The organism is Streptomyces sp. NPDC030991, assembly GCF_055571235.1.
Genome location: NZ_JBVIFR010000009.1, coordinates 293,281 through 318,137, shown reverse-complemented (window position 1 = coordinate 318,137; position 24,857 = coordinate 293,281). Strand labels below are relative to the sequence as shown.

The following is a 24,857-nucleotide window of genomic DNA, read 5'->3' as shown; positions in this document are numbered from 1 at the left end:
AGCAGGGGAGGGCGCAACTTGATGACCAGCAGTAAGACTTGGAGCAAGCTCAGACGGGCCGCCGTCGTGTGCTCGGCGACTCTGACGGTCGCCGCGGCACCGACCGCGGCCCTGGCGGCGGACAACCTGCCGCCGTCGCAGCCGCACATCCAGGACCTGGGGACGGGGGGCCAGGGGTGCGCGGCGGGGGTGGACCGGCCGTACGTCTCGGAATCACCGAGACTGACCGCTGTGCTGTTCGACCCCGAGGAGGACAACCAGCCCGCTGAGGCGAACCTCGTGCGGGGCGAGTTCGAAGCATGGTGGACCGGCGCCGACGGCTCGGAACAGCGCCGGACGTACACGACGCGTGAGACGTTGTCGGGTACGAAGCAAGGGTGGCAGATGCCCGACGATGTGCCCCCGCAGACCGTCGTGTCCTGGCGGGTGCGGGCCGACGACGGGACTGCGGCCTCAGCCTGGAGTTCGGGGGACGGCGGCTCCGTCTGCGAGTTCGTCTATGACGACGAGAGCCCGGAGAAACCGACTGTCTCCTCACCGGAGTATCCCGAGGACCAGTGGGCCGACGGGGTCGGGAAGTACGGCACCTTCACCATGGACTCGCCGTCCGACGATGTCGTCTCGTACCGCTACCGGTGGCCGGAGGGCGGTTACCTGACCGCGCGGCCGGAGGAGCCCGGCGGGCCCGTGACCGTCCGGTTCCTGCCGACCCGTTCGGGTTCGGGACGCCTGACCGTCGAGGCCGTCGACCGGTCGGGCCGCTCCAGCGGTTCGACGGACTATTCCTTCCTGATCTCCAATGGCCGGGCCCCTACAGCCCACTGGAACCTCGCCGACCCCGCGGGCACGAAGTCGGCCGCGGCCGTGACCGGGCCTGACGCACGGGTCGGCACCGGAGTCACCTTCGGTGCCACGGCACCGGACGGTACCGCGCTGACCACGACCGCGAACCTGGACGGTACGGAGCACGGATACCTGACGCCGGACGCGTCGGTCCTCGACACGCGACGGACGTTCGCGGTGGGTGGCTGGGTGCGCCCGGCGCGCACGGACGCTGTACGGACCGTGGCGAGCCAGGACGCGGACGGGGCGCCCGGATTCGCCCTCGGGCTCCGGCAGGGCGGTTCCGCACCGGTGTGGTCCTTCGAGGTTGGGGGAGCGCAGATTTCCGGTGGCGCTCCCGAGGTCGGCGAATGGGCCCACGTACTGGGCGTCTACGACACCGAGACCGGACTCGCCACGCTGTACGTGAACGGTCACGCGGTCGGTACACCGCAAGAGGCGACGCCGATCGCGGCCTCGGGAGCCTTCCAGATTGGACGGGCCCGCGGTGCGACGGGGTACCGCGACCGCTGGGAGGGTGAAGTGGGTGATGTACGGGTCTACGACCGGGTCGTCGTCCCGGCGGAAGCGTCCGACCTCGCGCTTCGCAAGCCCCGGCTGAACGGGCACTGGTCCCTGGAGAACGTCGAGGGGGGTGCGAGCCCGGAACTGTACGGAGGCGCGCCGCTGACGCTGTCCGACGGGGCGACGATCCACCGCTCCTCGGACGAGTGCGCGTTGGACCCGGACTGCTCCCCCGCGACCGACAGCGCGCTCGTGGGCGACGGGCACCTCTCTCTGGACGGGATCGCCGGTCACGCCGCCACGTCCCGGCCCGTCGTGGACACCGACGACAGCTTCACCATCGGTGTGGTGGTCCGCCTCGCGGACGCCGACCCGGACCGCCCGATGACGGTGCTCTCCCAGGGCGGCGAGAACGCGGACGCGTTCAAGGTGCGCTACGTCCCTACGAGTCACACATGGCAGCTGGTGGTGACCGACGGCGACGAGGCCGGTGCCACCGAGACGGTGGTCGGCCGGGCAGCCTCCGCTGACGGCGGCAAGGGCCCGGGCCGGCGACTGGCCGTCGTGTACGACGACTCGACCGACCAGATCAAGCTCTACCTGGACGGTCACACCGACGCCGCCGCGACGGCGTCCTTCCATGGTGCGTGGCACAGCACCGGGGGGCTGCAAGTGGGGCGCGGCCATGTAGGCGACGGCTGGGGTGAGTACCTGAACGGCGCTGTCGACGAGGTGCACGCCTTCTCCGGTGCGCTGGACGCCGGCAGTGTCCTCGGCCTCGGATTCGGTACCGAGCCCTGCCTCTGCTAGGCGGGAGCTGAGGGGCGGGCGTACCGGCTGCGGTACGCCCGCTCTTGTGTGGTGGTGCGGCACCCAGCGCGTGCTCCAGCGGTCGGCAGAGTTCGTACGCTGTCGCGAAGTGGGCAAATTTAGTCTCAACCGACTTCAAGGGCGACTCCGCGCATACCAGTTGAGGTCGTATGAGTCGCGCAAGCGAACGTTCCCGGTCGGGCTCGGTCGATTACAGTGCTGCCCGGAGGAGGGGATCCCATGGGCGCACCGGTCGCCGCCGCGGCCGTCTGGGGCCGCGTCGAGCAGCAGGACTTCCGCAGCCGGGTACGGGGCACGCTGCTCGGTGCCGCGCTCGGTGACGCGTTCGGGGCCCCGCTGCAAGGGCTCACGCTCGAGGGGATCCGGGAGGCGCACGGCGCCGCCGGGCTCACCCGGCTCGCGCCCGCCTATGGCCGTACCGGTGCGGTGAGCGCGGCGACGCAGCTCGCGCTGTTCACCGTCGACGGGCTGATCCGGGCGCAGGTACGCCGCGACACCGGGGCCTGGCATCCGCCCACCGATGTCCACCGGGCCTATCTGCGGTGGGCCGCCACCCAGCGGGACTGGGGGCCCGACGAACGCCGCAAGGAAGACGGCTGGCTGGCCCGCGAGGAGTGGCTGTACTCGCGGCGCGGTGCTTCGCAGGTCTGTTTGCTCGGACTCGGCAACGACGTCATGGGAACGCTGGACAAACCCAAGAACGTCGACGCGGTCGGGGCGGAGGCGGTGACCCGGTCCGCGCCGTTCGGGCTCCTCGTCGGCTGGGAGCCGCAGCTCGTGCTCCAGTTGGCCGTCGAGTGCGCCGTCCACACGAACGGCGCCCCCGAGGCCTATCTGGCCGCGGGCGCGTACGCCGTCATCGTGCACGCCCTCGCCCGGGGCGACTCCCTGGACGCGGCCGTGCAGCGGACCCTCGTCCTGCTGGCCGCCCGGCCCGGGCACCCGCCCGTCGTGGAGGCGTTGAAGCACGCGGTGGGTGCCGTACGGCAGGGGATGCCGAGCGCCTCGCGGGTGGGGGAGCTCGTCGGGGACGGTGGGGCCGTGGGGGCGGTCGCGGCCGCGGTGTACTGCGCGCTGGTCGGCGAGGACATCCGGCACGGGCTCGGGCTCGCCGTGCACCACGACGGGCCGTCGGCCGATGTCGGGGCGGTGTGCGGGGGGTTGCTCGGGGCGATGCACGGGGAAACCGCGTTGCCGCCGGCGTGGGTGGCGGAGCTGGAGGGGCGGGCGACGATCCTCGAGCTCGCGGATGATTTCGCCATGGAGATGACGCAGGGCGCTGCGCTGCACGGGCCGGGGGTTTCCTCGCCGGGGTGGCTCGCGCGGTATCCGCGGGGCTGAGCGCCGCGCTGGGGGGCGCCTTGTATTCGGGATGGGGTGGCGCCTTGCCTCGGGGTGGGGCGGGGTCGTGCCGGGGTGCCTCCTCGGCCGGATCGGTCTCCTCGCCCTCTGACCGCCAGAGGCGCGGCATCCTGTACTCAGTTCCTGCGGAGTCCTGCGGGGGCACCCCGGCACGCCCCCTCCGGTCGCCATGCGCGTGCACCCCGGTGGGCCTAAGAGCCTCGGAGCCTCGGAGGCTCGGAGGCTCGGAGGCTCCGATGACCTCCGCCCCGCCCCCGCCTTGGGCAATCTGCCGCCTGGGGCGGCAGGGTGGGCAAGCGTGTCAAAAGGGCCCGCGCCAGCGCACAGGTACGCCCCCCAGCGCCCGTGGACCGGGGAGGGGGCGTAGCCGTGCGGTGCGCTGGTTACAGGCGCTGTACGTCGTCGTCCCGCGCCGTCGCCGGTGTCGGGATCGCGGCGGCGCCCGTCGAGGACGGTCCGTCGTCGTCCGTGTTCAGGACCTCGATCAGCGCGTCCCGCTCAGGCGTGTCCTCCGGCTTCACGAAGCCGATGACGATGTAGAGGACCAGCGAGACGGCCAGCGGGATCGAGACCTGGTACTGGAGCGGCACGCCGCCCTCGACGTTCCAGTTGATCGGGTAGTTGACCAGCCAGAAGGCGAGCAGACCCATCGACCAGCTGGTGAGCGCCGCCGTCGGCCCGGACTTGCGGAACGCGCGGAGCAGACCCAGCATCATCGGGATCGCGATGGGGCCCATGAGACCGGCGACCCACTTGATGACGACCGTGATGATGTCCTTGAACGTCGGCGAGTTGACCTGTGTGGCCACCGCCATCGAGAGGCCGAGGAATATCACCGTCGTCAGCCGCGCGGCCAGCAGCCCCTTGTTGCCGACCCACTGCTCCTTCGCCTTCTTGGAGATCGCGGGCGCCACGTCACGCGTGAAGACGGCGGCGATCGCGTTCGCGTCGGAGGAGCACATGGCCATCGTGTGCGAGAAGAAACCGACGATGACCAGGCCCAGCAGGCCGTGGGGGAGGAGCTGTTCGGTCATCAGGCCGTACGAGTCCGAACCGTCCGGCTTCTGCGCCTTCACCAGGAGCGGCGACACCCACATCGGGAAGAAGAGGACGACCGGCCAGATCAGCCACAGGATCGCGGAGAGCCGGGCCGAGCGCGTCGCCTGGCGGGGGCTGCTCGTGGCCATGTAGCGCTGGGCCTGGTTGAGCATGCCGCCGTTGTACTCGAACAGCTTGATGAAGAGGAAGGCCAGGAGGAAGACCGTGCCGTAGGGGCCGACCAGGGGCTTGCCGTGACCCGCCAGTTCCGGCTCGTCCCAGACGCCGAAGATGCCGCCGAACGGGCCGAGCTTGGAGACGACCGCGATGAACATCGCGACGCCCGCGATGAGCTGGATGATGAACTGGCCGAGTTCGGTCAGCGCGTCCGCCCACAGCCCGCCGATGGTGCAGTAGATCGCCGTGATGACACCGGTGATCAGGATGCCCTGGTTGATGGAGATGCCGGTGAAGACGGCGAGCAGGGTGGCGATGGCGGCCCACTTGGCGGCCACGTCCACGATCTTCAGCAGCATGCCCGACCAGGCGAGCGCCTGCTGCGTCTTCAGGTTGTAGCGGTTCTTCAGGTATTCGAGCGGCGAGGCGACGTGCAGCCGCGACCGCAGCCGGTTGATGCGCGGCGCGAACAGTTTGGCGCCGATGGCGATGCCGAGCGCGATGGGGAACGACCAGGTGATGAAGGACGTCACGCCGTACGTGTAGGCGATGCCGGCGTAGCCGGTGAACATCACCGCGCTGTAGCCGGACATGTGGTGCGAGATGCCGGAAAGCCACCAGGGCATCTTTCCGCCGGCCGTGAAGAAGTCGGAGACATCGTCCACACGCTTGTGTGACCAGATGCCGATCGCGACCATCACGCCGAAGTAGCCGATGAGCACGGCCCAGTCGAGACTGTTCATGTGCCCCCTCCAGGGGTCCGCCTTGTGAACGTTGCGGCTCTTCGTCAGTCCGTCCGTTTCAGCGGGCGCCCCCGTGCGGGAGTGGGGACTTCCGGGATTGAACCGTCTGTTCGGTCAGTCGGTCAAGGGCTATAGCGGTCATGGATGTGAACCGAGATCAGCAAGTCGAACGATTTTGCATTTTCGTTACCCGGTGGGGAGTTGTCGTGATCGTGACGTCGGCCACACCATGGGCGAGCACTTCGTCAGCAGCCGCACATACGTGAACGACCGCACGGGATGCGGGTCCCGTGCGGTCGCGTGAAGGAGGGAGGGGGCCGGCGGGCGCTCAGCGCATCAACTCGCCCGCGTTCACCAGAAGTTGCTGGCCCGTGATGGCGCGGGCCCGGTCCGAGGCGAAGAAGACCGCCGCGTCCGCCACGTCGCCGTCGGTGGCGAGCTCCGGCAGCGCCATCCGCTCGGTCAGCCGTGCCAGCACCTCGTCCTCCGGCACGCCCTCGGTGTGCGCGGTGAACTGGACGTAGGCCTGCACCGGCGGTCCCCACATCCAGCCGGGCAACACCGAGTTGACCCGGATCCGGTGCGGACCCAGCTCGCGCGCCAACGAGTACATCGCGCTCGTCAGCGCCCCCTTCGACGCCGCGTACGCCGCCTGCCACACCTGTGACGGGGCGGCTATCGCCGACTGCGTCCCGATGATCACGACCGAGCCGCCACGCTCCTTCAGCGCGGGCAGGCAGGCCCGGGTCATCCGCAGCGTGCCGAGCAGATTGACGTCGATGACCTTGCTCCAGGTCTCGAAGTCGGCGTCCGCCAGACCGCCGAAGTAGCTGTCCCAGGCCGCGACGTGGACCACCGCGTCCACCCCGCCGAACCGCTCGCGGGCGAGCGCCACCAGGGCCTCGCACTGCCCCTCGTCACTGATGTCCGTCGACCGGTACGCGGTCCGGGCCCCGGAGGGGTCCAACTCGGACGCGCACTTGGACAGTTGCGACTCCGTGCGCGCTCCCAGTACCGCGTTGCCGCCGTCCCGCACCACCGCCGCGGCCACCTGGTGGCCGAGACCGGCACCGACCCCCGAGACGATCACGGTCTTTCCGGCGAGCAGCTCACCGTTGCCCATTGGGCGCCTCCCGAGTCTGGCCATCTTTCTGACGGGGCGTCAGAGTAGGGGCGCGACGCGGGCTTTGGAAGTCCGTGCGAGGGAGGGAGTGGCATGGACGCGGATTCCGGTACCCGCAGCGAGACCTACGCGGAACTGGCGGCCCTCGGGCCGTACGGGGTGCACCCCGGGCACGCCCTGATCACCATGGTGGAACCGCACCCGGGGCACGAGTACGCGTACAACCGCTGGTACGAGGACGACCACTACTACGCCGGTGCGATGGCCATGCCCTGGATGTTCGCGGGCCGGCGCTGGGTCGCCAACCGCGATCTCCAACTGCTGCGCTACCCCGAGAAGTCGGCGGTCGCCGAACCCGTGACGGCTGGTTGCTACCTCTCGACGTACTGGGTCACCGAGGGGCGCTACGACGACCACATGAAGTGGACCGTCGGCATCAACAAACGGCTCAACCGCGACGGCCGCGTCCACCAGGACCGCACCCACGTCTTCACGGCGTTCCAGGACCACGAGGCGACGGTCTACCGGGACGGGGCCGCGGGCCCGCGCGACTTCCACGCCCTCGATCACCCCTACGCGGGCCTGGTGCTGGAGGTCATCGACGTCGAACGGGCCGAGCGACGCCCCGAGGTGCTGGAGTGGCTGCGGTCGCGGCGGCTGCCGGGGGCGCTGGCCGGGTCACCGGCCGCGATGGTCACGATCTTCAGGCCCACCCCGCTGCCCGGGGACCGGATGACATACGTGAAACAGGTCGAGGGCGTCGATACCCGGCTGACGCTGCTGTGGTTCCTGGAGGAGGACCCGCGCGCCTGTTGGGAGGAGCACTTCACGGGGCTGGGGGAGCAGGTGGCCGGGGCGGGGCTCGGGGCGCGGGTGGAACTCGTGGCACCGTTCGTCCCCACGGTGCCGGGGACCGACCGCTACGTCGATCAATTGCGCTGAGCAAGCTGTAGCAGAGCAAACAGCAAAGGCCGAGCCCCCTCGGCCGGGACGGCGAACCAGTCGAGAGGGCTCCTACGGTGTAACTGTGTAGCTGGTGTAGCTGTGGTGCTTGGTGGTGCATATGCGGTTGTTGTGCCGTTCTTGGTTCAGACCGTGCCCGTGCTCACCTCGTGCACGAACGCATTCCAGGAGTCGGGGCCGAAGCCGATCGACGGGCCCTGGGTGACCTTCGAGTCCCGCACCGCGATCGCGTGCAGCTCGGGCGACTTGACTTCTACACATGCGCCGTTCCCCGTGGAATACGAGGACTTGATCCAGGATTCCGTGGCGCCCTGCTGAATTGCCATGTTTGCTCCGGTCTAGCCAGTGGTCGAATACATCCCCGCCTGGAGGTCCAGAGCGGTTCTCGCCAACGATGTTGTCCTGATGGCGTGATCGACGCTACTCGCCAACCCGGGTGCATGAAGCGGGCGTTCACCCGACCGGATGGCATATCCCAGGTGAGTCTTCCATTCCCCCGAGGTGAAGGTGTACGGTGCGGCACCTTTGCCTCGGAGGCAGGAAATCCGGTGTCTCCCGCGAGGTATCCGGCCTTCCGGAGATCGTCGCGGAGGGCGTCAGCGCGCGTACTCCTTGGCGATCTCCGAGATGAACTGTCGTGATTGCTCCACATTCAGCGCCTGTGCCCGCAAATGCTCGTACATGACGCTGTACTTCTGTACGTCGTTGGCCTTCTCCAGATACAGGTCACTGGTGACGCCCTCGATGTAGACCACGCTGGAATCCGCTGCGTCGGGGAACTCCAGGATCGCGTACTGCCCGTTGAGCCCCGGGTGCGCGCCCATCTCGAACGGGATCACCTGCACCGTCACATGCGGCAGCCGGGACTGCTCGACCAGGTGCTCCAACTGCTCCCGCATGATGTTCTTGCCGCCCACGAGCCGGCGCAGCGCCGCCTCGTCGAGCACCGTCCACAGGCGCAGCGGATTGTCCGGCGCCTGGATGCGCTCCTGGCGGCGCATCCGGACCTGGACCCGCTTCTCGATGTCCTGCGGGGTCGTCTCCGGCAGCGCGCCGTTGATGAGCGCCTCGGCGTAGCCGCGGGTCTGCAGCAGTCCGGGCACGACCTGCGGATCGTAGACACGCAGACTCGCGGCGTCGGTCTCCAGACCGATGTAGACGCTGTACGGGATGTCGCCGAAGGAGTGCCACCAGCCCTGCTGGCGCGAGTCCTTGGCCATTTGCATCAGCGAGTCCACGATCCGGTGGTCCTCGACCTCGTACACCCCGCAGAGGTCGCGTACGTCGCGCTGGCTGATGCTGCGCCGCCCGTTCTCCAGGCGGCTGATCTTCGACTGCGAGACCAGCAGGCGCTCGGCGACCTCCTCGGCGGTCATGCCCTTGAGCTCCCGGAGCCTGCGCAGCTCCTGGCCCAACCGCCGTCGCCTGACAGTGGGATTGACGTTGGACGCCACGGGACGTGCACCTCCGGCTGCGTGCATTTTTTTGTACGTTGCGTATTTGTACGTTACGTATCTGCTGTTGAGCAGATTGCCACCCAAGGGCTCCCCGGCGCTGGGAAACAGCGGATATATGCGGCGCCGCAGGCCGGGCCGCGTGCCGCGGCCGGATGCGGGATACGCAGCGCAAACGCGACCGCGCGGGGCGATGGCCGGGGTCGTCGTCCGGACGTCCGGTTCATCGCCCCGCGCGGTACAGCGGCTCCCGGACCGGGTCTTGGGGGACTGCGGCGCGGCGCTGTTGCGGGTGGTGCTGGTCGTGCTGGTCGTGCGGTGGTGATTTCTTGCCCTGTGGTGCTTGTGGTGTCCGTGGCGCTTTTTGTGCCGTCTGCCTAGTGGGCCACGGCACGAGCCATCGGACCATGACGCGGCTGCATCGGAACTCCCCTGGCGGGCTCCGGTGCGCCCCTGCCCGTCGGAGCGGCGGGCGAGCGGCGTGGCTGAGCGGCCACACCGTTCTGGACGTCCATCACGGCGTGCGCCACGAGGCCGCCCATGGGGTCGTGCCTGATCAGGTCCCGTAGCCGGGAGCGGGACGAGCGTCCCTCATTACCCGGATACAGGTGCTTGCCGAGTCCGACCGCATGGGCCAGCGCGGCGAGCGCCGCGGTCCGTGGGTCCGGCGGAACACCGGTACGGATCGCTGAATCCAGCCGGGACCTGATCTCCCGGCTGATCGCCGTGTCCGTCGCCTGATAGCGAGTCGTCGGCAATACCCCGCACATCTGGCCCGCCACGGCATGCACCATGCCGCACCGCTCCAGGTGCGAGAGGTAGGTCTGGCGCAGCCCGAGACGCGGCCCGCCAATCCAGTGGACCGCCCGCACAGGAGCGCCACGCCTTCGCAGCAACTCCAACGCGCAGTCCAGAGTCGGATCTCCGGTCGGCCGTGGTGCCACCACGGCGATACGATCCCCGTCTGGGGCTATCCGTCCGGCCAGCGCCAGCTCTACTAGCTGTGCTCCGGCCAGACCTAGGTCGAGCGACTGCGGCTGTGCGGTGGTACCCGTGGTCGGGTCCAGCGCCAGCAGCAGAAGCTCCTCCGGAAGTGTTCTGCGGCTCCTGCCCATCCATGCCTCCCCGCGTGGATGAATGACAGGGTGACCCCTCTCACATTGGTCTGTCGAGAGTGCGTGGGGGCTTTGGGTGGGAACCGGCAGGTATGTCGTTCTCGTCTACCACGGGGGTTAAGCCCCCACACAGGACACTGGTACATGGTTCGGACAGGGCCAGGCAGGGCCAGACAGGATCGGCCTGTCCGGCGCTTAGTGGTGTGAGCGGTCGAGGAGGCATCGGTGGCGGGGACCCCCGACAGGTCGGGCGAAGAGCAGAAGGCGTCGGGCGGGCCGGCTCCGGGCGGACAGGATCCGCGCCTCGCGGTGGCGCGGGAGACTCCGTCGGGGTCCGGTGTGGACCAGGCGACGGCGGTCTTCTCGGTCCGCGATGTCGCAGCGGCGAATGACGCGGGTGGCACGGATGGCGTGAACGACGCGGACGCGGACGGCGGGAATGGTGCGGGCGACGCGCATGGTGCGGATGCCGTGAATGGCGCGGACGGGGCGAATGCGGGTTCCGGGGCTGGGGTCGGTTCTGACTCCGGTACGGATTCTGGCTCCGGCGAGGGCCCCGGTGCGGGTTCTGACGCCGGCGACGGCTCCGGTGCCGGTTCCGGCACCGGCACCGGTTCTGGCTCCGCTGCGGCGGAAGAGGCCGGGGACGCGCGTCCCGCTCCCGTGGAGGAGGCCGGTGACGCCCGGCTGAGGGCCGCGGTGGCGGCGTGGGTCACCGGTGACCCCGCCGGGGACGAGGACGCCGCTGAGGCGCGCGTGGACGGGTCCGGTGACGATGTCGCCGAGGGCGTCAAGGCTGCCGGGGACGGTGCCGCCGAGCCCGAGCCCGAGCCCGTGCCCGAGCGGGCGGCTCCGGGTGACGCCGGGGCGGAGGCTCGTACCGCTGATGTCGGCGCTGACGGTGACGCGGACGCCGAGCCGGGTTCGGCCGCCGAGGCCGGCCCCGAGGGCGATGCCGCCAAGTCCGGGGCGAAGTCCGGTGCCGGCGAGCCTGGTCCGGGCCGCGACGCGGGTGCTGGGGCAAGGGCGGCTACTGCCGCGGCTGCCGTAGCGACTGCAAAGAGTGCTGCTGCCGCGTCGAAGCCGTCCGCCGGTGATGACGCCGAGTCCGAGCCGTCCACGGCCGACGACGCCAAGGACGCCGAGCCCGCCTCCAGCGAGCCCAAGGACGCCGAGCCGGCCGAGGCGAAGCCCGGTACCGCGGACGAGCCCAAGGACGCCGAGCCGGCCGAGGCGAAGCCCGGTACCGCGGACGAGCCCAAGGACGCCGGGCCGGCCGAGGCGAAGCCCGGTACCGCGGACGAGCCCAAGGATGCCGAGCCGGCCGAGTCGAAGCCCGGCACCGCGGACGAGCCCAAGGATGCCGAGCCGGCCGAGTCGAAGCCCGGCACCGCCGATGACGTCGAGGACGCCAAGCCGGCTTCGGCCCCTGCCGACGCGACGGACGCCAAGCCGATCCCGGCCCCCGTCGACGCGAAGGCCCCCAAGGCCGCCGAGCCCGACACCGCCAAGGGCGCCGACACCCCCAAGGGCGCCGACACCGCCAAGGGCGCCAAGCCCAAGCCCGGTGACGGTGGAGCCGGAGCGCGCGGGGGCGATCAGCCCACCGCCGTGTTCAAGGCGGTCGCGCCGCCGGTCGATCAGCCGACGACCATGCTCAAGGCGCCGGGGGCGAAAGCCGACGGGGCCGGGCCCGCCGAGGCCGAGCGGACCAGCAAGTTCGTGCCGCTCAAGCCGCTCGACGGCAAGGCCGCACCCACCGCGGGCGCCACCACGAGCACCGGCACCGGCACCAGCGCGAGTACCGCCACCGGCGCGGGCACCGGCACCGGCTCCAAGAAGCCCGCGGAGCGCCCCGCACCCCGCGCCGGGAAGAAGATGGCCGCGCGGCCGCCGGAGCCCGCCGCCCCGGAGCGGACCACGCAGCAGCCCCTGCCGCCGAAGCCGCCGCTGGATCTGCTGGCCGAGCTGACCAACACCCCGCCGCCCCCGGAGACCCGGGTCCGTACCACCGTGCGCCGGGTCAAGATCTGGACGCCGCTGGTCCTGCTGCTCATCGTCGTGTTCGCAGTCGTACAGGCCGTGCGCCCGCTGCCGACCCCGACGCTGGAGCTGACCGCGCAGGAGTCCGTCTCCTTCGAGGGAGACAAGCCGTCCGTGCCGTGGCCCGGCCAGGGCCAGGCGGCGATGGATGTGAACGGCATCGGTACGTTCGGCACGTCCGGCGACCAGAAGCCCGTACCGATCGCCAGCATCGCCAAGGTCATGACGGTCTACCTGATCCTCCGCGACCACCCGCTGAAGCCGGGCGAGAAGGGTCCGAAGATCCCGGTCGACGCGGCGGCGCAGAAGCACTACGAGACCGGCAAGGCCGAGAACGAGTCGGTCGTGAAGGTCACCGAGGGCCAGCAGATCAGCGAGTACGAGGCCCTCCAGGCGGTCATGCTGCCGTCGGCGAACAACATCGCCAAGCTGCTGGCCCGCTGGGACGGCAAGAGCTCCTCCGAGGACGCGTTCGTCGACAAGATGAACAAGACCGCCAAGGAGCTGGGGATGAAGAACACCACCTACACGGACCCCAGCGGCCTCGACAAGACGACCGTCTCCACCGCGCAGGACCTGGTGAAGCTCGGCCGGGCCGCGATGGAGAACCCGGTCTTCAAGGACGTCTCGCGGCAGCCCAGCTACGTGGACCTCAACGGGGACAAGCAGAACAACTTCTTCGGGCTCGTCCCGACCGTCGCCATCGGCATCAAGACCGGCACCACCACCGCGGCCGGCGGCAACATCCTCTTCGCCGCGGAGAAGCAGGTCGACGGCAAGAAGCAGACGATCATCGGCGCGGCCCTCGGCCAGTACGGACGCAGCGGCACCGCCAACATCGACGAGGTCACCGGCGTCGTGCGCAAGCTCATCGAGTCGGGGCAGAGCGCGCTCACCGCCAAGACCATCGTGAAGAAGGGCGATGTCGTCGGCCGGGTCGACGACGGCCTGGGCGGCACCACCCCGGTCGTCGCCACGAAGGACGTCTCCGCGGTCGGCTGGTCGGGCCTGACGGTCCGGCTGGAGCTGGACGGGCAGAAGGGCAGGACGCTTCCGCACACCGCGAAGGCGGGCACCGAGGTCGGTGTGCTGACCGTCGGCGACGGCAAGAACGACACCGACGCCGTCGAAGTACCCGTGGCGCTCCAGAAGGACCTCGCCGAGCCGGGCTTCGGGGCGAAGATCAAGCGCGTCGGATAGGGCGTCCGCGGGAGGCCGGGGCAACCGGCCTCCCGCGGCGCCCGGCCGGGGCGCCCGTGCTAGCGTCGCGAGACCGGGGCAGGACCGGGACGTTCCCTCGGTCGCTAACGACGGTACGTACGGGAGTGTCAGCAGTGGCCACAGCGGAGCCGACGCGCGCCGACGACGACGCCGATCCGGATGGCGAGCGCGGACGAATACGGTTCGACACCGAGCAGCCGCAGGGCCGCGAGCCGTCCCCCACCGCCGCCACCACCACGGGCGCGTCCCGGTGGGCGGCGCGTGCCGAGCGGCACCCGATTCTCGTGGTCACCGCCGTCGCCGCCGTCCTGCACATCATCTGGTTCTTCACTTTCGCGAACAGTGGCGGCGACCTCGCCGCTCAGGACGCCTGGGCCGAGTTCGTCGGCCGGCACCCCGACTCCGCGTACAACCTCGCCTGGTACGGCGGCATGCACCCGGTCTCGTACAGCGTGGTGTCGCCGTATCTGATGTCCGTGCTCGGCGTCCGTACGACGATGATGATCGCGGGCACGCTCTCCGCCACCCTGCTGACCCTCCTCCTGATCCGTACGCGCGTCGTGGCGAAGCCCCTGTGGCCCGCGCTCGCCGGGGTCTTCGCCCTGCTGTGCAACGCGGCGTCGGGGCGCGTCACCTTCGGGCTCGGCATGATGTTCGGGCTCGCGGCGGCCGCGGCGGTGTTCTGCTGGCCGTACCGCTGGCGGCACAGGCGGTGGGCGAAGGCCGTCGTCGCCGCGTCGCTGGCCGGGATCGCGACGGCCTGTTCGCCGGTGGCGGGGCTCTTCGTCGGGCTGGTCGCCGTCGCCCTCTTCCTCCAGAAGCGGCGGCCGGGCGCGTACGCGCTCGGGATCGCGCCCGCCGCCGTGGTGGGGCTCTCGGCGTGGCTGTTCCCGTTCTCCGGCACGCAGCCGATGTCGTTCTGGTCGGCGCTGCTGCCGGTCGTCTACGGCACGCTCATCTGCCTCATCGTCCCCAAGGAGTGGAAGACGGTCCGGATCACCGCCGCCGTCTACACCCTGTCGGTGCTGCTCGTGTGGCTGATCAGCTCGCAGATCGGTTCCAACATCACGCGGCTGCCGATGCTCTTCGCGGGCGCCGCGCTGCTCGCCGTGCTGCCGTTCACCACCCCGCGCTCGCGCAAGTGGTACGTCATCGTGTTCGCCTTCGTCCTCTTCAACTGCTGGGTCGGCTTCAAGTCGGTCGACGACGTCGTCCACACCACCCCGGCCGCCTCCTGGGCCCGCGAACTCGCCCCCCTCGTCAACGAGCTCCAGGAGGTCAAGGCCGAGCGCGGCCGCGTCGAGGTCGTACCGGCCCGCTCGCACCGGGAGGCGTCCGCGCTCGCCCCGTACGTGAACCTGGCCCGCGGCTGGACCCGGCAGGCCGACATGAAGCGCAACCCGCTCTTCTACGACGACACGCTCAACTCGGCGAACTATCACGAGTGGCTCAAGCGCTGGGCCGTGCACTACGTCGTCCTGCCCAAGGGCGAACCGGACGGCGACGGCGGTGAGCGCGAGCGGGAGCTGGTGCAGCGCGGGCTGCCCTACCTCGAGCAGGTGTGGGGGGACGCGAACTGGCAGCTGTTCGCCGTGACCGACCCGACGCCGATGGCCGAGCCGAACGCGGCCGTGGACGCCGCCGAACAGGCCGAGCTGACCATCGAGGTGACCAAGCCGGGCCGGGTCCTGATCCGTGTCCCGTACTCGCCGTGGCTGGCCGTCGTCGACGCGGACGGCAAGGCGCTTGAGGCCCCGGAGGAGACCGAGGCGTCGAAGCGGGACCGGGAGAGCGACGAGTCGTCGCCGAAGCGGTACGAGAACGTGCACGGCTGCCTCTTCGAGACGGAGGAGGACGCCTCCGGCGACAAGTGGACGGCGCTGATCGCCCCGAGGTCCGGCACGTACCACCTGGCGGCGCCCTACAAGTGGTGGTCCCGGGGCACGCCCTGCCCGGACGAGCTCAAGTAGCAGCGGCAGCCGGGCGGCTCAAGTGGCCGCCCGTCAGCGGCAGATGTCCGTCGGCGGGCGGATGCCCTCCGGCGTGCGTACGCCCGCGATCTGCGTGCGGACCGTCTCCAGCTGGCCGAGCAGCTCGTGCAGCGTCGCCTCGCGCGGTGAGCGGAAGTACTCGAGGACCGCGCGGTAGAACGCGTCGCGCAGCACCGGCGGCATCACGTCCGAGGCGTCGAAGCAGAGCGTGTTCCGCTCGTCGGTGAGGTAGGAGGCGATCTCCTGCGCCGCCGGGTTGTCGTCGGGCCGCGGGTCCGTGCGGTCGGGGAAGAACGGCCGCAGGTGCGGGCGCGCCGCCCGCGACCACTCCTCCCGTCCTGCCTCGCTGGTCAGGCGCTTCACCAGGCCCTGCGCGCCGGGGTTGTCGGTGAGCACGGCGGCCATGTCGCCCGACACCTCGAAGGTGTTCTTGTGCGCGGCGGAACCCCTGAGGAACCGGGCGGCCGGCTCGACCCGGATGTCGTCGCGCGGCGCGTACACGAACCGTACGAACGACGCCTGGTGCTCGTGCGTGCAGTCGGGCAGCGAACCGCCGAGCAGGCCGCGCGGGTCCCCGGCCGGCTGCCCGGGGGCGGAGGTGCCCCAGAACGACATGGTCAGGGAGCGTTCCACCGCGGCGGGAGAGCGCGAGCCGCCCGCCGCGAGCAGCCGCGCCCAGGTGGTGAACGCCTTCTTCACCGCGGACGACTCGGCCCAGTCGAGCTGGCCCGTGGCCCACTGGGTGTAAATGTCCGGGCCCGCCTGGTGCAGCAGGATGTCCTCGACCCAGTCGGTGCCCGGCCACCCGGACGTGGCCTGCGCCGCCATGCCCACGCACCACCGGGGAGCGGCGCCCGCCGGGCCCGTCCTGCTCCACACCAGACTCTTCAGGTCGACCTTGAGCGGCACCCAGTACGTGCGGCGCCTGCCGTCGAGCATGAGGGTGGGGGACCAGGGCGGGTAGGCGCGTTCGGCGGTGGACGGGTCGAGGGGCTTGAGCTTGTTCCGGGAGGCGTACTCGGTGAGTTCGCCGATGCTGTTGAGGATGGCGACGTCCGGCGGCGCGTCGGCGGCGAGCTGCGCGACGAGGGTCTCGCGCAGGGAGCGGGTGCCCTTGTAGAGGTACGTGTGTCCGGAGCCGCGGGACAGATCGCGCAGGACCTTCTCGAACGCGGCGCCCTCGGGCCCCGTCCACGGGCCGAGCACGACGACCGGGGTGCCGCCGCCGGACGAGCAGCCGCCGCTGAGCGCGGCCATCGCCAGCAGGCAGGCGGCCAGGAGGAGCCGCAGGGTCCACCGCAGACGCGTACTCCCCGCGCGGGCCCGTCTCATCGGCCGCCTCCGGCGCGGCCGACCACCAGGTACTCCCGCCGGTACGCGTGCAGCGCCCCGGCCATGACGGCGCCGGCCACCAGGCCGGCCGGTGCCACCCAGCCCGCGATCGCCCCCACGCCCCCGAACCGGCCCTGCCGCACGGCGTCCTCCATCAGGGCCGTCACCGGCCGGATCGCCGTGGGGCCCGGTGGGGCCAGCGGGTCGTCGTCCAGGTGGGCCTCGACGCGGGGCGACGCCCGGTCGCCCAGCACGTCCGCGTACGGCACGGCGTCGCGCTGCGCGCTCCACGCCAGCACCCCGTCGGCGACCACCCACGGCACGAGGAGCAGCGGCAGCGCGGCGGCCAGCAGGGGCACGCTCGCGCGGATCCGCATGCGGCGGCGCAGGAAGAGCAGGGTGCGCCACAGGCCCACCGTCAGGAGGACGAAGGAGAGCAGCGAGACGGTGACGGCCGCCAGCACGCCGGGCCCGAGTGCGGCGCGTTCGGCGAGGCGGTGGCGGAGATCGCGTTCGAGGGCGGCGATGCGGTCGACGACGGTGGTGGCGTCGACGCCGCGCGCCGCGCCGCACGGCGGGTAGGGGGCGCTGCGGTCGGTGGCCGGTTCGTCCGCGGTGTCCGAGCACAGCATGCTCTGCGCGTAGGAGAGTCCGGCCTTGCGCAGCGACGGGTCGGTGACGTTCGTCCTGGCCCAGGCGATCCATTCGTCGTAGCCGTCGATGAGCCCCGAGATGACGTCGAGCTCCTGTCGCTGCGCCTCGCCGAACGCGCCGCCGCGGGAGAGCCGGGCGATGTCCTGGGCGGCGGCGCCGGTGCGTGCGGCGTAGCGGGGGCCGAGGCCGGAGAGTTCGACGGCGTGGCCCGCGTCGAGGCTGACCTCGGCCTCCCGCTGGGCGATCCGCAGGGAGATCCGCGCGTCCGCCAGGTCGCCGAGCGCGGGCGCGAGCCGGGTGCGGATGTACGTCGAGTCGTCGCGGACGTCGGCGTAGGCCCAGCCGAGCGTGGTGAGGGCGACGGCGGCGAGCAGGGGCAGCGCGATCAGCCGGTCGCGCAGGTAGGCGCGGTTGCGGGGGCGGTCGGGCGGCGGCCACAGCAGGCGGCGCAGGACGGCCGCCCAGCGGGGCGCAGGCCGCCGCGGCAGGGACCGCGCCCGGTCCCGTACCGTCCGCGCTTTTTTCCGTAGCTGGTCCCTCATCCGTTCCGCCTCGGCCAGGGCCGGAGCAGGGCGGGCAGCCGTCGCCGCTCCCGGTGGTGGCGCAGGGCCAGCGGGCGGACCAGGTAGGCGCGGTCGAGGAGGCGTTCGGCGATCCCGTCGGCGTGCGGCAGGTCCGGGGCGCGGGCGGTCTGGCGGGCGAGGAAGAGGTAGAAGCGGGACAGGTCCTTGGCCAGCGCCCGTTCCCGGCCGGGGAACGCGAGGCGGGCCCCGGCGTCCCGCGCCTCGTCGTCGCGGGCGGCCGTCTCCCTGGCCAGCCGCTCCAGGCCGTCCGCGTCGAGGACCTCGCCCGCCACGAGCTGCTGCGCCGCCTCCCACACCTCGGCCTTCATACGGACCCGGGCCGGTTCGTCGGTGAGGCCGTGCTCGGTGAAGAGGCGGGCGAGGCGGACCAGGGCGGCGCCGAGGGAGTCGGTGCAGGCGGCGTACTCGACGGCGATCCTTACGGTGGCGGTGCGGGCGGCGGTGCGGTGCCGGGAGTGCTGCGGCACCGCGTCGAGCGCCTCGATGGCGGCGGCGCACGCGCGCGGCCCGCCGAGGGCGAGCCGGGCCCGTGCCGCCCCGAACGCGGCGCTGCCCAGCGACGGATTGCGCAGCCGTACGGCCTCGTAGAGGGTGAGCGCCTCGTGGTGCCGGCCGAGCCGCTCGGCGCAGTGGCCGAGGGCGAGCTTCGGCGCGTACTCGCCGGGGATCGCCCCGTAGACCTGGTCGAAGTGGTGGCGGGCCGAGGCGACGTCGTCGCGGGCCAGCGCGAGGAGGCCCTGATGCCAGTCGACGCGCCAGTCGTGCCGCGCCCGCTCCCGCCCTATGGCGTCGGCGGCACCGGCCAGCTCCTGCTCGGCGAGGTGCAGCCCGGCCTCGTCGAGCCCGCCGCGCAGCGCGACCCGCAGTCTCAACCGGCAGCGCAGCAGGCGCACTTCGGGGGACTCGCGCCAGTCGGCGGTGTTCTGGAGCAGCGCCGCCGGGTCGGCGTCGGCGAGGCGGCTGAGTTCGGCGTGGTGGTCGTCGTGCGGGTCGGGCCTGGGCACCGGCAGGCGGGCCGCGGCGTCGGCGGCGGCCGGCGGCTCGTGAAGCGGGCCCGGTGGATCCTCACCGGGCGGCACCGCCCAGCGGGGCAGGGCGGGCGCGGTGCCGAGACCGCCGTCGAGGGCGTACGGCGACTGGAGGAACAGCGGTGACGGCTCGAACGTCTCGTCCCGTGTCCGCAGCGACCGCAACTCCCGCCAGACACCGCGCAGTTGTACTTCCATCTCGTGGGCGTCGGCGAACCGGTCGGCGGGTGTGGAGCGGGTGGCGCGGCGCAGTACCCGGGCCAGCGACAGCAGGCCGAGGCCATCGGGCGCGGGCGTCGTGGTGAGGACGGCGGCGCGGGCCGCGAGCGTGTCGTCCTCCCGCAGCCGGTCGAGGGCGCCGAGCGGCCCGAGGTCGCGCGGGTGCTCACCGAGCCCGCACAGGGTGCGCAGCGTCTCGCCGAGCCCGAACAGGTCGTCCTGCGGTTCGCTGGCACCGGCCACCTCGTTCGGCCTGAGCGGCACGTTCGGGGCGCGGAACCCGTAGGTCGTCAGGCCCGGCGCGCCCGCGGGCCGGATCGAACCGACGTCCACGACCTTGATGGCGGCGCCGTCGTGCATCACGTTCTGCGGCTTCAGGTCCCCGTACACCAGGGTGGCGGAGGAGGCGGGCCGGGCGTGCAGGTGGTCCAGGGCCGACAGGATCCGCACCCCGTAGGCGAGCACGAACTCGTGGAAGCGGGCGTCGCCGAACCGGGCGGGGGTGAGCCGTGCGAGCGCCCGCACCTCGTCCAGGTTGAGTCCGTCGACGTACGGCAGGACGAGGAAGTTGCCGACCGTCTCGTGGGTGCCGTAGTTGAAGACGGGGATGATGCCCTCATGGTTGAGGTCGGCGAACGCCTGCCGCTCCTCCTCCAACGCGTGGGCGTCGAAGGCGACATGGCCTGGCCGCAGCGTCTTGACGGCGACCTCGCGGTCGTCGACCTTCTCGTCCCGGGCGAGGTACACGTCCCCCATCCCGCCGAGCCCGAGCCGCCGCACCACCCGGTACTGCCCGGCGAGCAGCTCACCCGCGGCCAGGCCGGGCCGGGTGTCCCGGGCGTCCCCGGCCACCGGGTCGCGGGGCCGGATCTCCGGCAGCGCCGTGACGTCCGGACCTTCCGCGGGCAGCTCGACATCAGCGTCACGCGGCGCGTCCGACTGCGGCATGACGATCAGTGGCCCCGAGGAGTCCCCCTCCATGGCGAACCAGGATAGGTGCGCGGGTGGGGTATCGGTCCCCGTGCGGGATCTTTTTAAGCTCCTTCGCCGACCGGAGGGCGGGGTGCGGGGTGTGCGGGGTGCGGTCCCGTGTCAACGGGCCAACAGCTCGGCAAGGAGCGGGAGTTGCTCCGCGTCCTCCAGTGCCGACCCGACGGCGACCACCCGGGCCCCGGCCGACAGGTACGCGGCGGCGTTGCCCGCGTCCATGCCGCCCGTCGCCACGAACGGCACCTCGGGGAACGGCCCCCGCATCGCCCGGAACCAGTCCACCCCGAGCACGCTCGCCGGGAACGCCTTCAGCCAGGTCAGGCCGAGCGCCCGGGCCGCCTGGACGTCGGTGGGCGTGGCCACCCCTGGCAGATGCGGCAGACCGGCCGCGACACTGGCCCGCGCCACGCCGGCGTCGAGCCCCGGGGCCACGGTGAACGCGGCGCCCGCCGCCACCGCACGCTCCAGCCGCTCGGCCGAGGTCACGGTGCCCGCGCCGACCGCTTTGCCGCGCTCGGCGCCCGCCGCCACGACGGCGGCGAGGACCTGCCCGGCCGCCTCGTCCTGCACCGGCACCTCGACGCACTCGATGCCCAGGTCCCAGGCGCGTACGGCCAGTTCGACGGTCTTGCCGGCCGGCATGCCGCGCAGGATGGCCATGACGGGGGCGCCGGCGAAGAGCTGGTCGAAGGTGGGGGTGCCTGGGGGGAGGGGCTTGGGGGGTTGGGCTTCTGTGGGGGGCAGGGGGTGGGCGGGGTTCACGGGATGTGCGGGGCTCACGGGGTGAGCGGGGTTCTCGGGGTGAGCGGCGTTTCTGGATCGTGCGGGGTTTGTCGGGTGTGCGGGGTTCTCGGATGCTGCGGGGTTCTCGGGTCGTGCGGGGTTCACGGGCGCCATCCCAGCTCCTTGGAGATCGTCTCGGCGGTGGCCATCAGGTCGGGCAGTACGGCGGAGGTGAGCGCGGCCAGGTCCGCCCGCGCCTTGAGGGCGGTCACGGACACGGCGGCGACGACCTCGCCGCCGCTGTCCCGGACGGGGACCGCGAGACAGTTCACGTAGTCCTCGTACTCGCCGTCGTCGACGGCCCAGCCACGGACCCGTGTCTCGTCGAGGGCCTTCCGGTAGGCGGCCGGGCCGGTGATCGTCGTGCTGGTGCGCGGCGCGAAGTCGCAGTCGGCGAGGAGTTCGTCGGCGCGGCCGCGTGGCAGGTGCGCGAGGATCGCCTTGGCGACCCCGGCGGTGTGCAGCGTCACCGGGCGCCCGATCTGCGAGTAGAGCCGCACGCCTTCCACCGGGTCGATCTTGTCCACGTACACGATCCGGTCGCCCTCCAGCGCGGCGAGGTGCACGGTGTGCCCGCACCTTTCGCCGAGGCCGCGCAGGTGCTCGGCCGCGATGTCCGTCAACCCGAACTGCTCCGCGGCGAGTCGGGCAAGCCCGGCGAGCCGGTGCCCGACCGCGTACCGTCCGTCGGGGAGCCTGCGCGCGAGCCCGCCCTCGGTGAGCGACTCCAGGATGCGCAGCGCGGTCGAACGGTGCACACCCAGATGCTCGCCGACCTCGGTCTGGGTGCGGGGTCGGCGGGCGACGAACTCCAGGATGTCGATGGCCCGCCGAACGGTCTGCGACACGACGTCAGTTCCTCTCTGTCGCGGCCGTGGCTGCGGCCGTGGCTACTGTCGTGACTACGGTGGTGGCCGGCGCGGCCGCGGTGATCGTGGCGGGTACGTAGTCCTCGATGCTGCGCAGAGTGCGCCCGGCGAGCCGGTGTCCGAGGGCGAGCCGCTCGTGCGGCGCCGCGCCGTTCAGCAGGGCGCTGAGGTACCCGGCGGCGAAGGCGTCCCCGGCGCCGACGGCCTCGACGACGTCCACGGCGGGGGCTGCCACGAACTCCGCTGCCCGGGAGGCCAGTTCGGTCGCGCCGACGGCTCCGTCCTTGACGACCAGCGTGCCGCGCGGCGCGAGGTGGTCGCGGATGTCATCGGCGGTCGGGGTCCCCCACAGGGCCTCACCCTCGTCACGTCCGACGAGTACGACATCGGCGCGGCGGGCGAGGTCGCGCAGCGCCGTAGCGGCATCGGTGCGCGAACTCCACAACGCGGGCCGGTAGTTGACGTCGAACGATACGAGGGTGCCGGTGTCGGCCGCACGTTCCATCAGGGCCCGCACGAGCGCCGCGCACCCCTCGGACAGCGCGGGCGTGATCCCTGTCAGGTGCAGCAGCCGGGCGCCGGTCAGGTCGACCCGGTCGGCGTCGGCGGGCCCCATCCGGGAGGCCGCCGAGCCCGCCCGGTAGTAGTGGACGCGGGTGTGCGCGGGCCCCGGGTCCTTGAAATAGACGCCGGTCGGAGCGTCGGGGTCGACCCGTACGCCGCTCACGTCGACGCCCCGCGACGCGACCGCGCCCACGATCCGCCGCCCGAACGGATCGTCCCCGACACGGCTGACCCAGGCGGCCCGATGGCCGAGGTCGGCGAGGTACTGGGCGACGGTGGACTCGGCGCCGGCGACGGCGAGCCGCAGCTCACGGCTGTGTTCGAGCCCCGTGCCGTCGGCGGGGGTGACCTGGGCCATCGTCTCGCCGACGCAGATCACGCGGGGCGGGGGTGGGGTCGGGGCCTGGGGTGGGGTCCGGGGCGGGTCCGGTCGCGGTCGCACGCCGCTCGTCACTCCTCGTCACCTCTCGTCGGAATCCATGCACGTCGATGCCGCTCGGCGGTGCCGCTCATCAATGCCGCTCGTCGTGCCGCTTGGGCGGACGCTAACAGGTGGTGCGCAACGTGCGTGCACATGTCGCAACAGCCGACAAGCGGCCCCCTCCGTGCCGTGTACGGATCTCGGGTGCGCTGCAGAGGGGATCCGGCGATGATGCGGATCATGCCGATCGAGATCAAGCACACCATCGCCCCCGGGACCTTGGCATCGACACCGCAGCCGACGCTGAGCATGAGGCACGAGGAACTGGCGCTGCGCCCGGCCGAGTTGGCGGACGCACCAGCCATCCACGAAGCCTTTCAGGATCCGGCGTTGCGTTACTGGCACGCGCGCAGCATGGAGTCACTGGACGAGGCGCGCGCCTGGGTGGCGGCGACGCACGAGGGCTGGCGGCGGGAGGAGGCGGCCCAGTGGATCGTGGCGCGGACCTCCGACGGCGCTCCGCTCGGCCGGATGGCTCTGCGCGAGATGGACCTCATGGACGGTTGCGCGGAGATCGGCTACTGGGTGCTGCCGGGGGCCCGCGGTCAGGGCGTGGCCCCCAGGGCGCTGGCTGTGCTGACGGACTGGGCGTTCGAAGTGGGCTTCCACCGGCTCGACTTGCTGCACTCGACCCGTAACGATGCGTCGTGCCGGGTGGCGCTCAAGGCCGGTTACCCGCTGGAGGGCACGCGCCGCAGCTCGGTGCTGCACACGGACGGCTGGCACGACATGCACGTCCACGTCCGGATCCAGGACGCCGCACAGGCACCGTAGGGCAGACACCGTAGGACAGGCGCCGTAGGCGGGCCAGGCCAGGACGACGTTGAAGAAGGAGCTGTGGGAGCGGGCGGACCGCCTGCTGGGAACGGTGGGCTCGCTACGGGAGCGCGTCCCGCGGTGACCCGGCGGGACCCGGCAGGCAGGTAGATAGGTAGTCCGGCGGTGGTACTCGGGTGCATCTGAGTACATGAACACTGGTCGGCGGCAGTCTGTGTCGGCGACGCTGCACACATGGAACAACGACCTCGCAAACCTCTGCACCGGTTCCTCTCCGTCCTGGTCCTGGCCGGGATCGCGCTGGCGGCCTGGGCCGCGTGGCTGGGCTGGGACCAGCACCGCGACGTGCACCCCGACGGCTCGGTGACGGGCCCGTACGAGGCATGGCAGGTGATCGGCCTCGTGGTGACGCTGCTGGCGCCGGTCGTCTGGGCGGTTGCCCGCGGCTACCTCGTAGGAGCGGTGCTCGGCACCACGGCGGGCCTGACCGTCGCCGCCTGGATCGACTGGTCGGACGACTCCAGTGGCCTCTTCGCGGTAGGTGTCGGCCTGCTCATGGTGGGCAGCCTCGCGGCGACGGCGACCGTCTCCGCGGTGATCACGGCAGCGAGGCGCGGGGGCGGGCCACTCGGCGGTGCGGGCGGGCTGTCGGCACATCGGTGAAGTCGCGGGCCGGGTAATTTGGGGCGGGTGGGGTCGAAGCGCGGCTTCATCGAAGTCCTGAGGGGCAGGGGCCCTGGCCAGCCGCTTGATGCCGGAAAGTAGATGTCAAAGGCCCAGGACCGAATCCGTCCGGGGCTTAGGAGTTCGATCAACTGGGTGCCACCGCATGTCGCGGTGAAGGATGCGGTGACGTTGCGGACTGCTAGGGACCGTGGGCGTACGCCGTCGTTGATGTCAGCTGGGGATGTCAGGCAGTCCGAGGCACGATGCTCACCGCGCGGTAGTCGTACCCGTCCTGCTTGAAGCCTGGGGCTTCCCATCTGAGGTCGACTTGCTGTCCGGCGGACAACGTGCGGAAGCCGGGCGCCTGAATGTCGGAGTAGTGGCCGAAGCAGCCGCCGGGAGTCTCGGGTGAGTCGAGAACGCCCCACCCTTCCTCGTCGTTCCACTCGCGGACAGTCGCAGTCACCATGAACGGAACCCTATGGCTTCGACCTGCCGACCT

General features: G+C 71.6%; 19 protein-coding genes. 7 read left to right on the top strand and 12 right to left on the bottom strand.

The window, feature by feature from the left end; translation table 11 throughout:
• Positions 1-21 precede the first annotated feature (21 nt).
• Both ACZ45E_RS19905 and ACZ45E_RS19900 read left to right on the top strand, forming a co-directional pair.
• Positions 22-2,157 (top strand): LamG-like jellyroll fold domain-containing protein, encoded by a 2,136-nt coding sequence (locus tag ACZ45E_RS19905; RefSeq protein WP_468222271.1) that lies wholly within the window; start codon positions 22-24, stop codon positions 2,155-2,157.
• Positions 2,158-2,397: 240 nt separating this feature from the next.
• Positions 2,398-3,519: an ADP-ribosylglycohydrolase family protein gene (locus ACZ45E_RS19900; RefSeq protein ID WP_468222270.1), complete on the top strand. Its 1,122-nt coding sequence runs from the start codon at positions 2,398-2,400 to the stop codon at positions 3,517-3,519.
• 404 nt (positions 3,520-3,923) lie between these two features.
• Here the strand turns inward: ACZ45E_RS19900 and ACZ45E_RS19895 are convergent, their stop codons facing one another.
• Together ACZ45E_RS19895 and ACZ45E_RS19890 are read right to left on the bottom strand one after the other, a co-directional pair.
• On the bottom strand, positions 3,924-5,498 hold the full coding sequence (locus tag ACZ45E_RS19895) for a sodium:solute symporter family protein (protein WP_468222269.1): 1,575 nt from the start codon (positions 5,496-5,498) through the stop codon (positions 3,924-3,926).
• A 328-nt stretch (positions 5,499-5,826) separates the two neighbouring features.
• Positions 5,827-6,621 carry an SDR family oxidoreductase gene (locus ACZ45E_RS19890; RefSeq protein ID WP_468222267.1) on the bottom strand — a complete coding sequence of 265 codons (795 nt, stop codon included), beginning with the start codon at positions 6,619-6,621 and terminating at the stop codon, positions 5,827-5,829.
• Positions 6,622-6,714: 93 nt separating this feature from the next.
• Here ACZ45E_RS19890 and ACZ45E_RS19885 point away from each other — a divergent pair, with 93 nt between their 5' ends.
• Positions 6,715-7,563, top strand: coding sequence for a hypothetical protein (locus tag ACZ45E_RS19885; RefSeq protein ID WP_468222266.1), 849 nt, complete (start codon positions 6,715-6,717; stop codon positions 7,561-7,563).
• 146 nt (positions 7,564-7,709) lie between these two features.
• Here the strand turns inward: ACZ45E_RS19885 and ACZ45E_RS19880 are convergent, their stop codons facing one another.
• From ACZ45E_RS19880 to ACZ45E_RS19870, 3 genes are all read right to left on the bottom strand, one after another.
• Complete coding sequence (locus ACZ45E_RS19880) at positions 7,710-7,910, bottom strand: DUF397 domain-containing protein (RefSeq protein ID WP_468222265.1); 201 nt, start codon at positions 7,908-7,910, stop codon at positions 7,710-7,712.
• A 270-nt stretch (positions 7,911-8,180) separates the two neighbouring features.
• Positions 8,181-9,038 carry a helix-turn-helix domain-containing protein gene (locus ACZ45E_RS19875; protein WP_468222263.1) on the bottom strand — a complete coding sequence of 286 codons (858 nt, stop codon included), beginning with the start codon at positions 9,036-9,038 and terminating at the stop codon, positions 8,181-8,183.
• A gap of 377 nt (positions 9,039-9,415) precedes the next feature.
• Positions 9,416-10,153: a GOLPH3/VPS74 family protein gene (locus tag ACZ45E_RS19870; protein WP_468222262.1), complete on the bottom strand. Its 738-nt coding sequence runs from the start codon at positions 10,151-10,153 to the stop codon at positions 9,416-9,418.
• 663 nt (positions 10,154-10,816) lie between these two features.
• On the opposite strand from ACZ45E_RS19870, the gene ACZ45E_RS19865 reads away from it, so the two are divergent.
• Positions 10,817-13,396: a D-alanyl-D-alanine carboxypeptidase gene (locus tag ACZ45E_RS19865; protein WP_468222261.1), complete on the top strand. Its 2,580-nt coding sequence runs from the start codon at positions 10,817-10,819 to the stop codon at positions 13,394-13,396.
• A 134-nt stretch (positions 13,397-13,530) separates the two neighbouring features.
• Positions 13,531-15,387 (top strand): MFS transporter, encoded by a 1,857-nt coding sequence (locus ACZ45E_RS19860; protein ID WP_468222259.1) that lies wholly within the window; start codon positions 13,531-13,533, stop codon positions 15,385-15,387.
• Positions 15,388-15,420: 33 nt separating this feature from the next.
• Here the strand turns inward: ACZ45E_RS19860 and ACZ45E_RS19855 are convergent, their stop codons facing one another.
• The 6 genes from ACZ45E_RS19855 to ACZ45E_RS19830 all read right to left on the bottom strand — a co-directional run bounded on the left by ACZ45E_RS19855 (position 15,421) and on the right by ACZ45E_RS19830 (position 22,873).
• Positions 15,421-16,740, bottom strand: a complete 1,320-nt coding sequence (locus ACZ45E_RS19855) for an alpha-glucoside ABC transporter substrate-binding protein (RefSeq protein ID WP_468222258.1) — start codon at positions 16,738-16,740, stop codon at positions 15,421-15,423.
• Positions 16,737-17,936, bottom strand: a complete 1,200-nt coding sequence (locus ACZ45E_RS19850) for a hypothetical protein (RefSeq protein WP_468222256.1) — start codon at positions 17,934-17,936, stop codon at positions 16,737-16,739. Before ACZ45E_RS19850 ends, ACZ45E_RS19855 begins: the two co-directional genes overlap by 4 nt.
• Positions 17,933-20,206: a serine/threonine protein kinase gene (locus tag ACZ45E_RS19845; protein ID WP_468222255.1), complete on the bottom strand. Its 2,274-nt coding sequence runs from the start codon at positions 20,204-20,206 to the stop codon at positions 17,933-17,935. Before ACZ45E_RS19845 ends, ACZ45E_RS19850 begins: the two co-directional genes overlap by 4 nt.
• Positions 20,207-20,317: 111 nt before the next feature.
• On the bottom strand, positions 20,318-20,959 hold the full coding sequence (locus ACZ45E_RS19840; protein ID WP_468222347.1) for a bifunctional 4-hydroxy-2-oxoglutarate aldolase/2-dehydro-3-deoxy-phosphogluconate aldolase: 642 nt from the start codon (positions 20,957-20,959) through the stop codon (positions 20,318-20,320).
• A 140-nt stretch (positions 20,960-21,099) separates the two neighbouring features.
• On the bottom strand, positions 21,100-21,846 hold the full coding sequence (locus ACZ45E_RS19835) for an IclR family transcriptional regulator (RefSeq protein WP_468222254.1): 747 nt from the start codon (positions 21,844-21,846) through the stop codon (positions 21,100-21,102).
• Between the two features lie 4 nt (positions 21,847-21,850).
• Positions 21,851-22,873, bottom strand: coding sequence for a sugar kinase (locus ACZ45E_RS19830; RefSeq protein WP_468222252.1), 1,023 nt, complete (start codon positions 22,871-22,873; stop codon positions 21,851-21,853).
• A gap of 219 nt (positions 22,874-23,092) precedes the next feature.
• Here ACZ45E_RS19830 and ACZ45E_RS19825 point away from each other — a divergent pair, with 219 nt between their 5' ends.
• Positions 23,093-23,686, top strand: a complete 594-nt coding sequence (locus ACZ45E_RS19825; RefSeq protein ID WP_468222251.1) for a GNAT family N-acetyltransferase — start codon at positions 23,093-23,095, stop codon at positions 23,684-23,686.
• A 237-nt stretch (positions 23,687-23,923) separates the two neighbouring features.
• On the top strand, positions 23,924-24,352 hold the full coding sequence (locus ACZ45E_RS19820) for a hypothetical protein (protein WP_468222250.1): 429 nt from the start codon (positions 23,924-23,926) through the stop codon (positions 24,350-24,352).
• Between the two features lie 247 nt (positions 24,353-24,599).
• Here the strand turns inward: ACZ45E_RS19820 and ACZ45E_RS19815 are convergent, their stop codons facing one another.
• Positions 24,600-24,824, bottom strand: coding sequence for a cold-shock protein (locus ACZ45E_RS19815; protein ID WP_468222248.1), 225 nt, complete (start codon positions 24,822-24,824; stop codon positions 24,600-24,602).
• Positions 24,825-24,857 lie beyond the last annotated feature (33 nt).

Coding starts and splice junctions, on each gene's coding strand:
- ACZ45E_RS19905 (WP_468222271.1), top strand. CDS start 22: ATGACCAGCAGTAAGACTTGGAGCAAGCTCAGACGGGCCGCCGTCGTG.
- ACZ45E_RS19900 (WP_468222270.1), top strand. CDS start 2,398: ATGGGCGCACCGGTCGCCGCCGCGGCCGTCTGGGGCCGCGTCGAGCAG.
- ACZ45E_RS19895 (WP_468222269.1), bottom strand. CDS start 5,498: ATGAACAGTCTCGACTGGGCCGTGCTCATCGGCTACTTCGGCGTGATG.
- ACZ45E_RS19890 (WP_468222267.1), bottom strand. CDS start 6,621: ATGGGCAACGGTGAGCTGCTCGCCGGAAAGACCGTGATCGTCTCGGGG.
- ACZ45E_RS19885 (WP_468222266.1), top strand. CDS start 6,715: ATGGACGCGGATTCCGGTACCCGCAGCGAGACCTACGCGGAACTGGCG.
- ACZ45E_RS19880 (WP_468222265.1), bottom strand. CDS start 7,910: ATGGCAATTCAGCAGGGCGCCACGGAATCCTGGATCAAGTCCTCGTAT.
- ACZ45E_RS19870 (WP_468222262.1), bottom strand. CDS start 10,153: ATGGGCAGGAGCCGCAGAACACTTCCGGAGGAGCTTCTGCTGCTGGCG.
- ACZ45E_RS19855 (WP_468222258.1), bottom strand. CDS start 16,740: ATGAGACGGGCCCGCGCGGGGAGTACGCGTCTGCGGTGGACCCTGCGG.
- ACZ45E_RS19850 (WP_468222256.1), bottom strand. CDS start 17,936: ATGAGGGACCAGCTACGGAAAAAAGCGCGGACGGTACGGGACCGGGCG.
- ACZ45E_RS19845 (WP_468222255.1), bottom strand. CDS start 20,206: ATGGAGGGGGACTCCTCGGGGCCACTGATCGTCATGCCGCAGTCGGAC.
- ACZ45E_RS19825 (WP_468222251.1), top strand. CDS start 23,093: ATGCCGATCGAGATCAAGCACACCATCGCCCCCGGGACCTTGGCATCG.
- ACZ45E_RS19820 (WP_468222250.1), top strand. CDS start 23,924: ATGGAACAACGACCTCGCAAACCTCTGCACCGGTTCCTCTCCGTCCTG.
- ACZ45E_RS19815 (WP_468222248.1), bottom strand. CDS start 24,824: ATGGTGACTGCGACTGTCCGCGAGTGGAACGACGAGGAAGGGTGGGGC.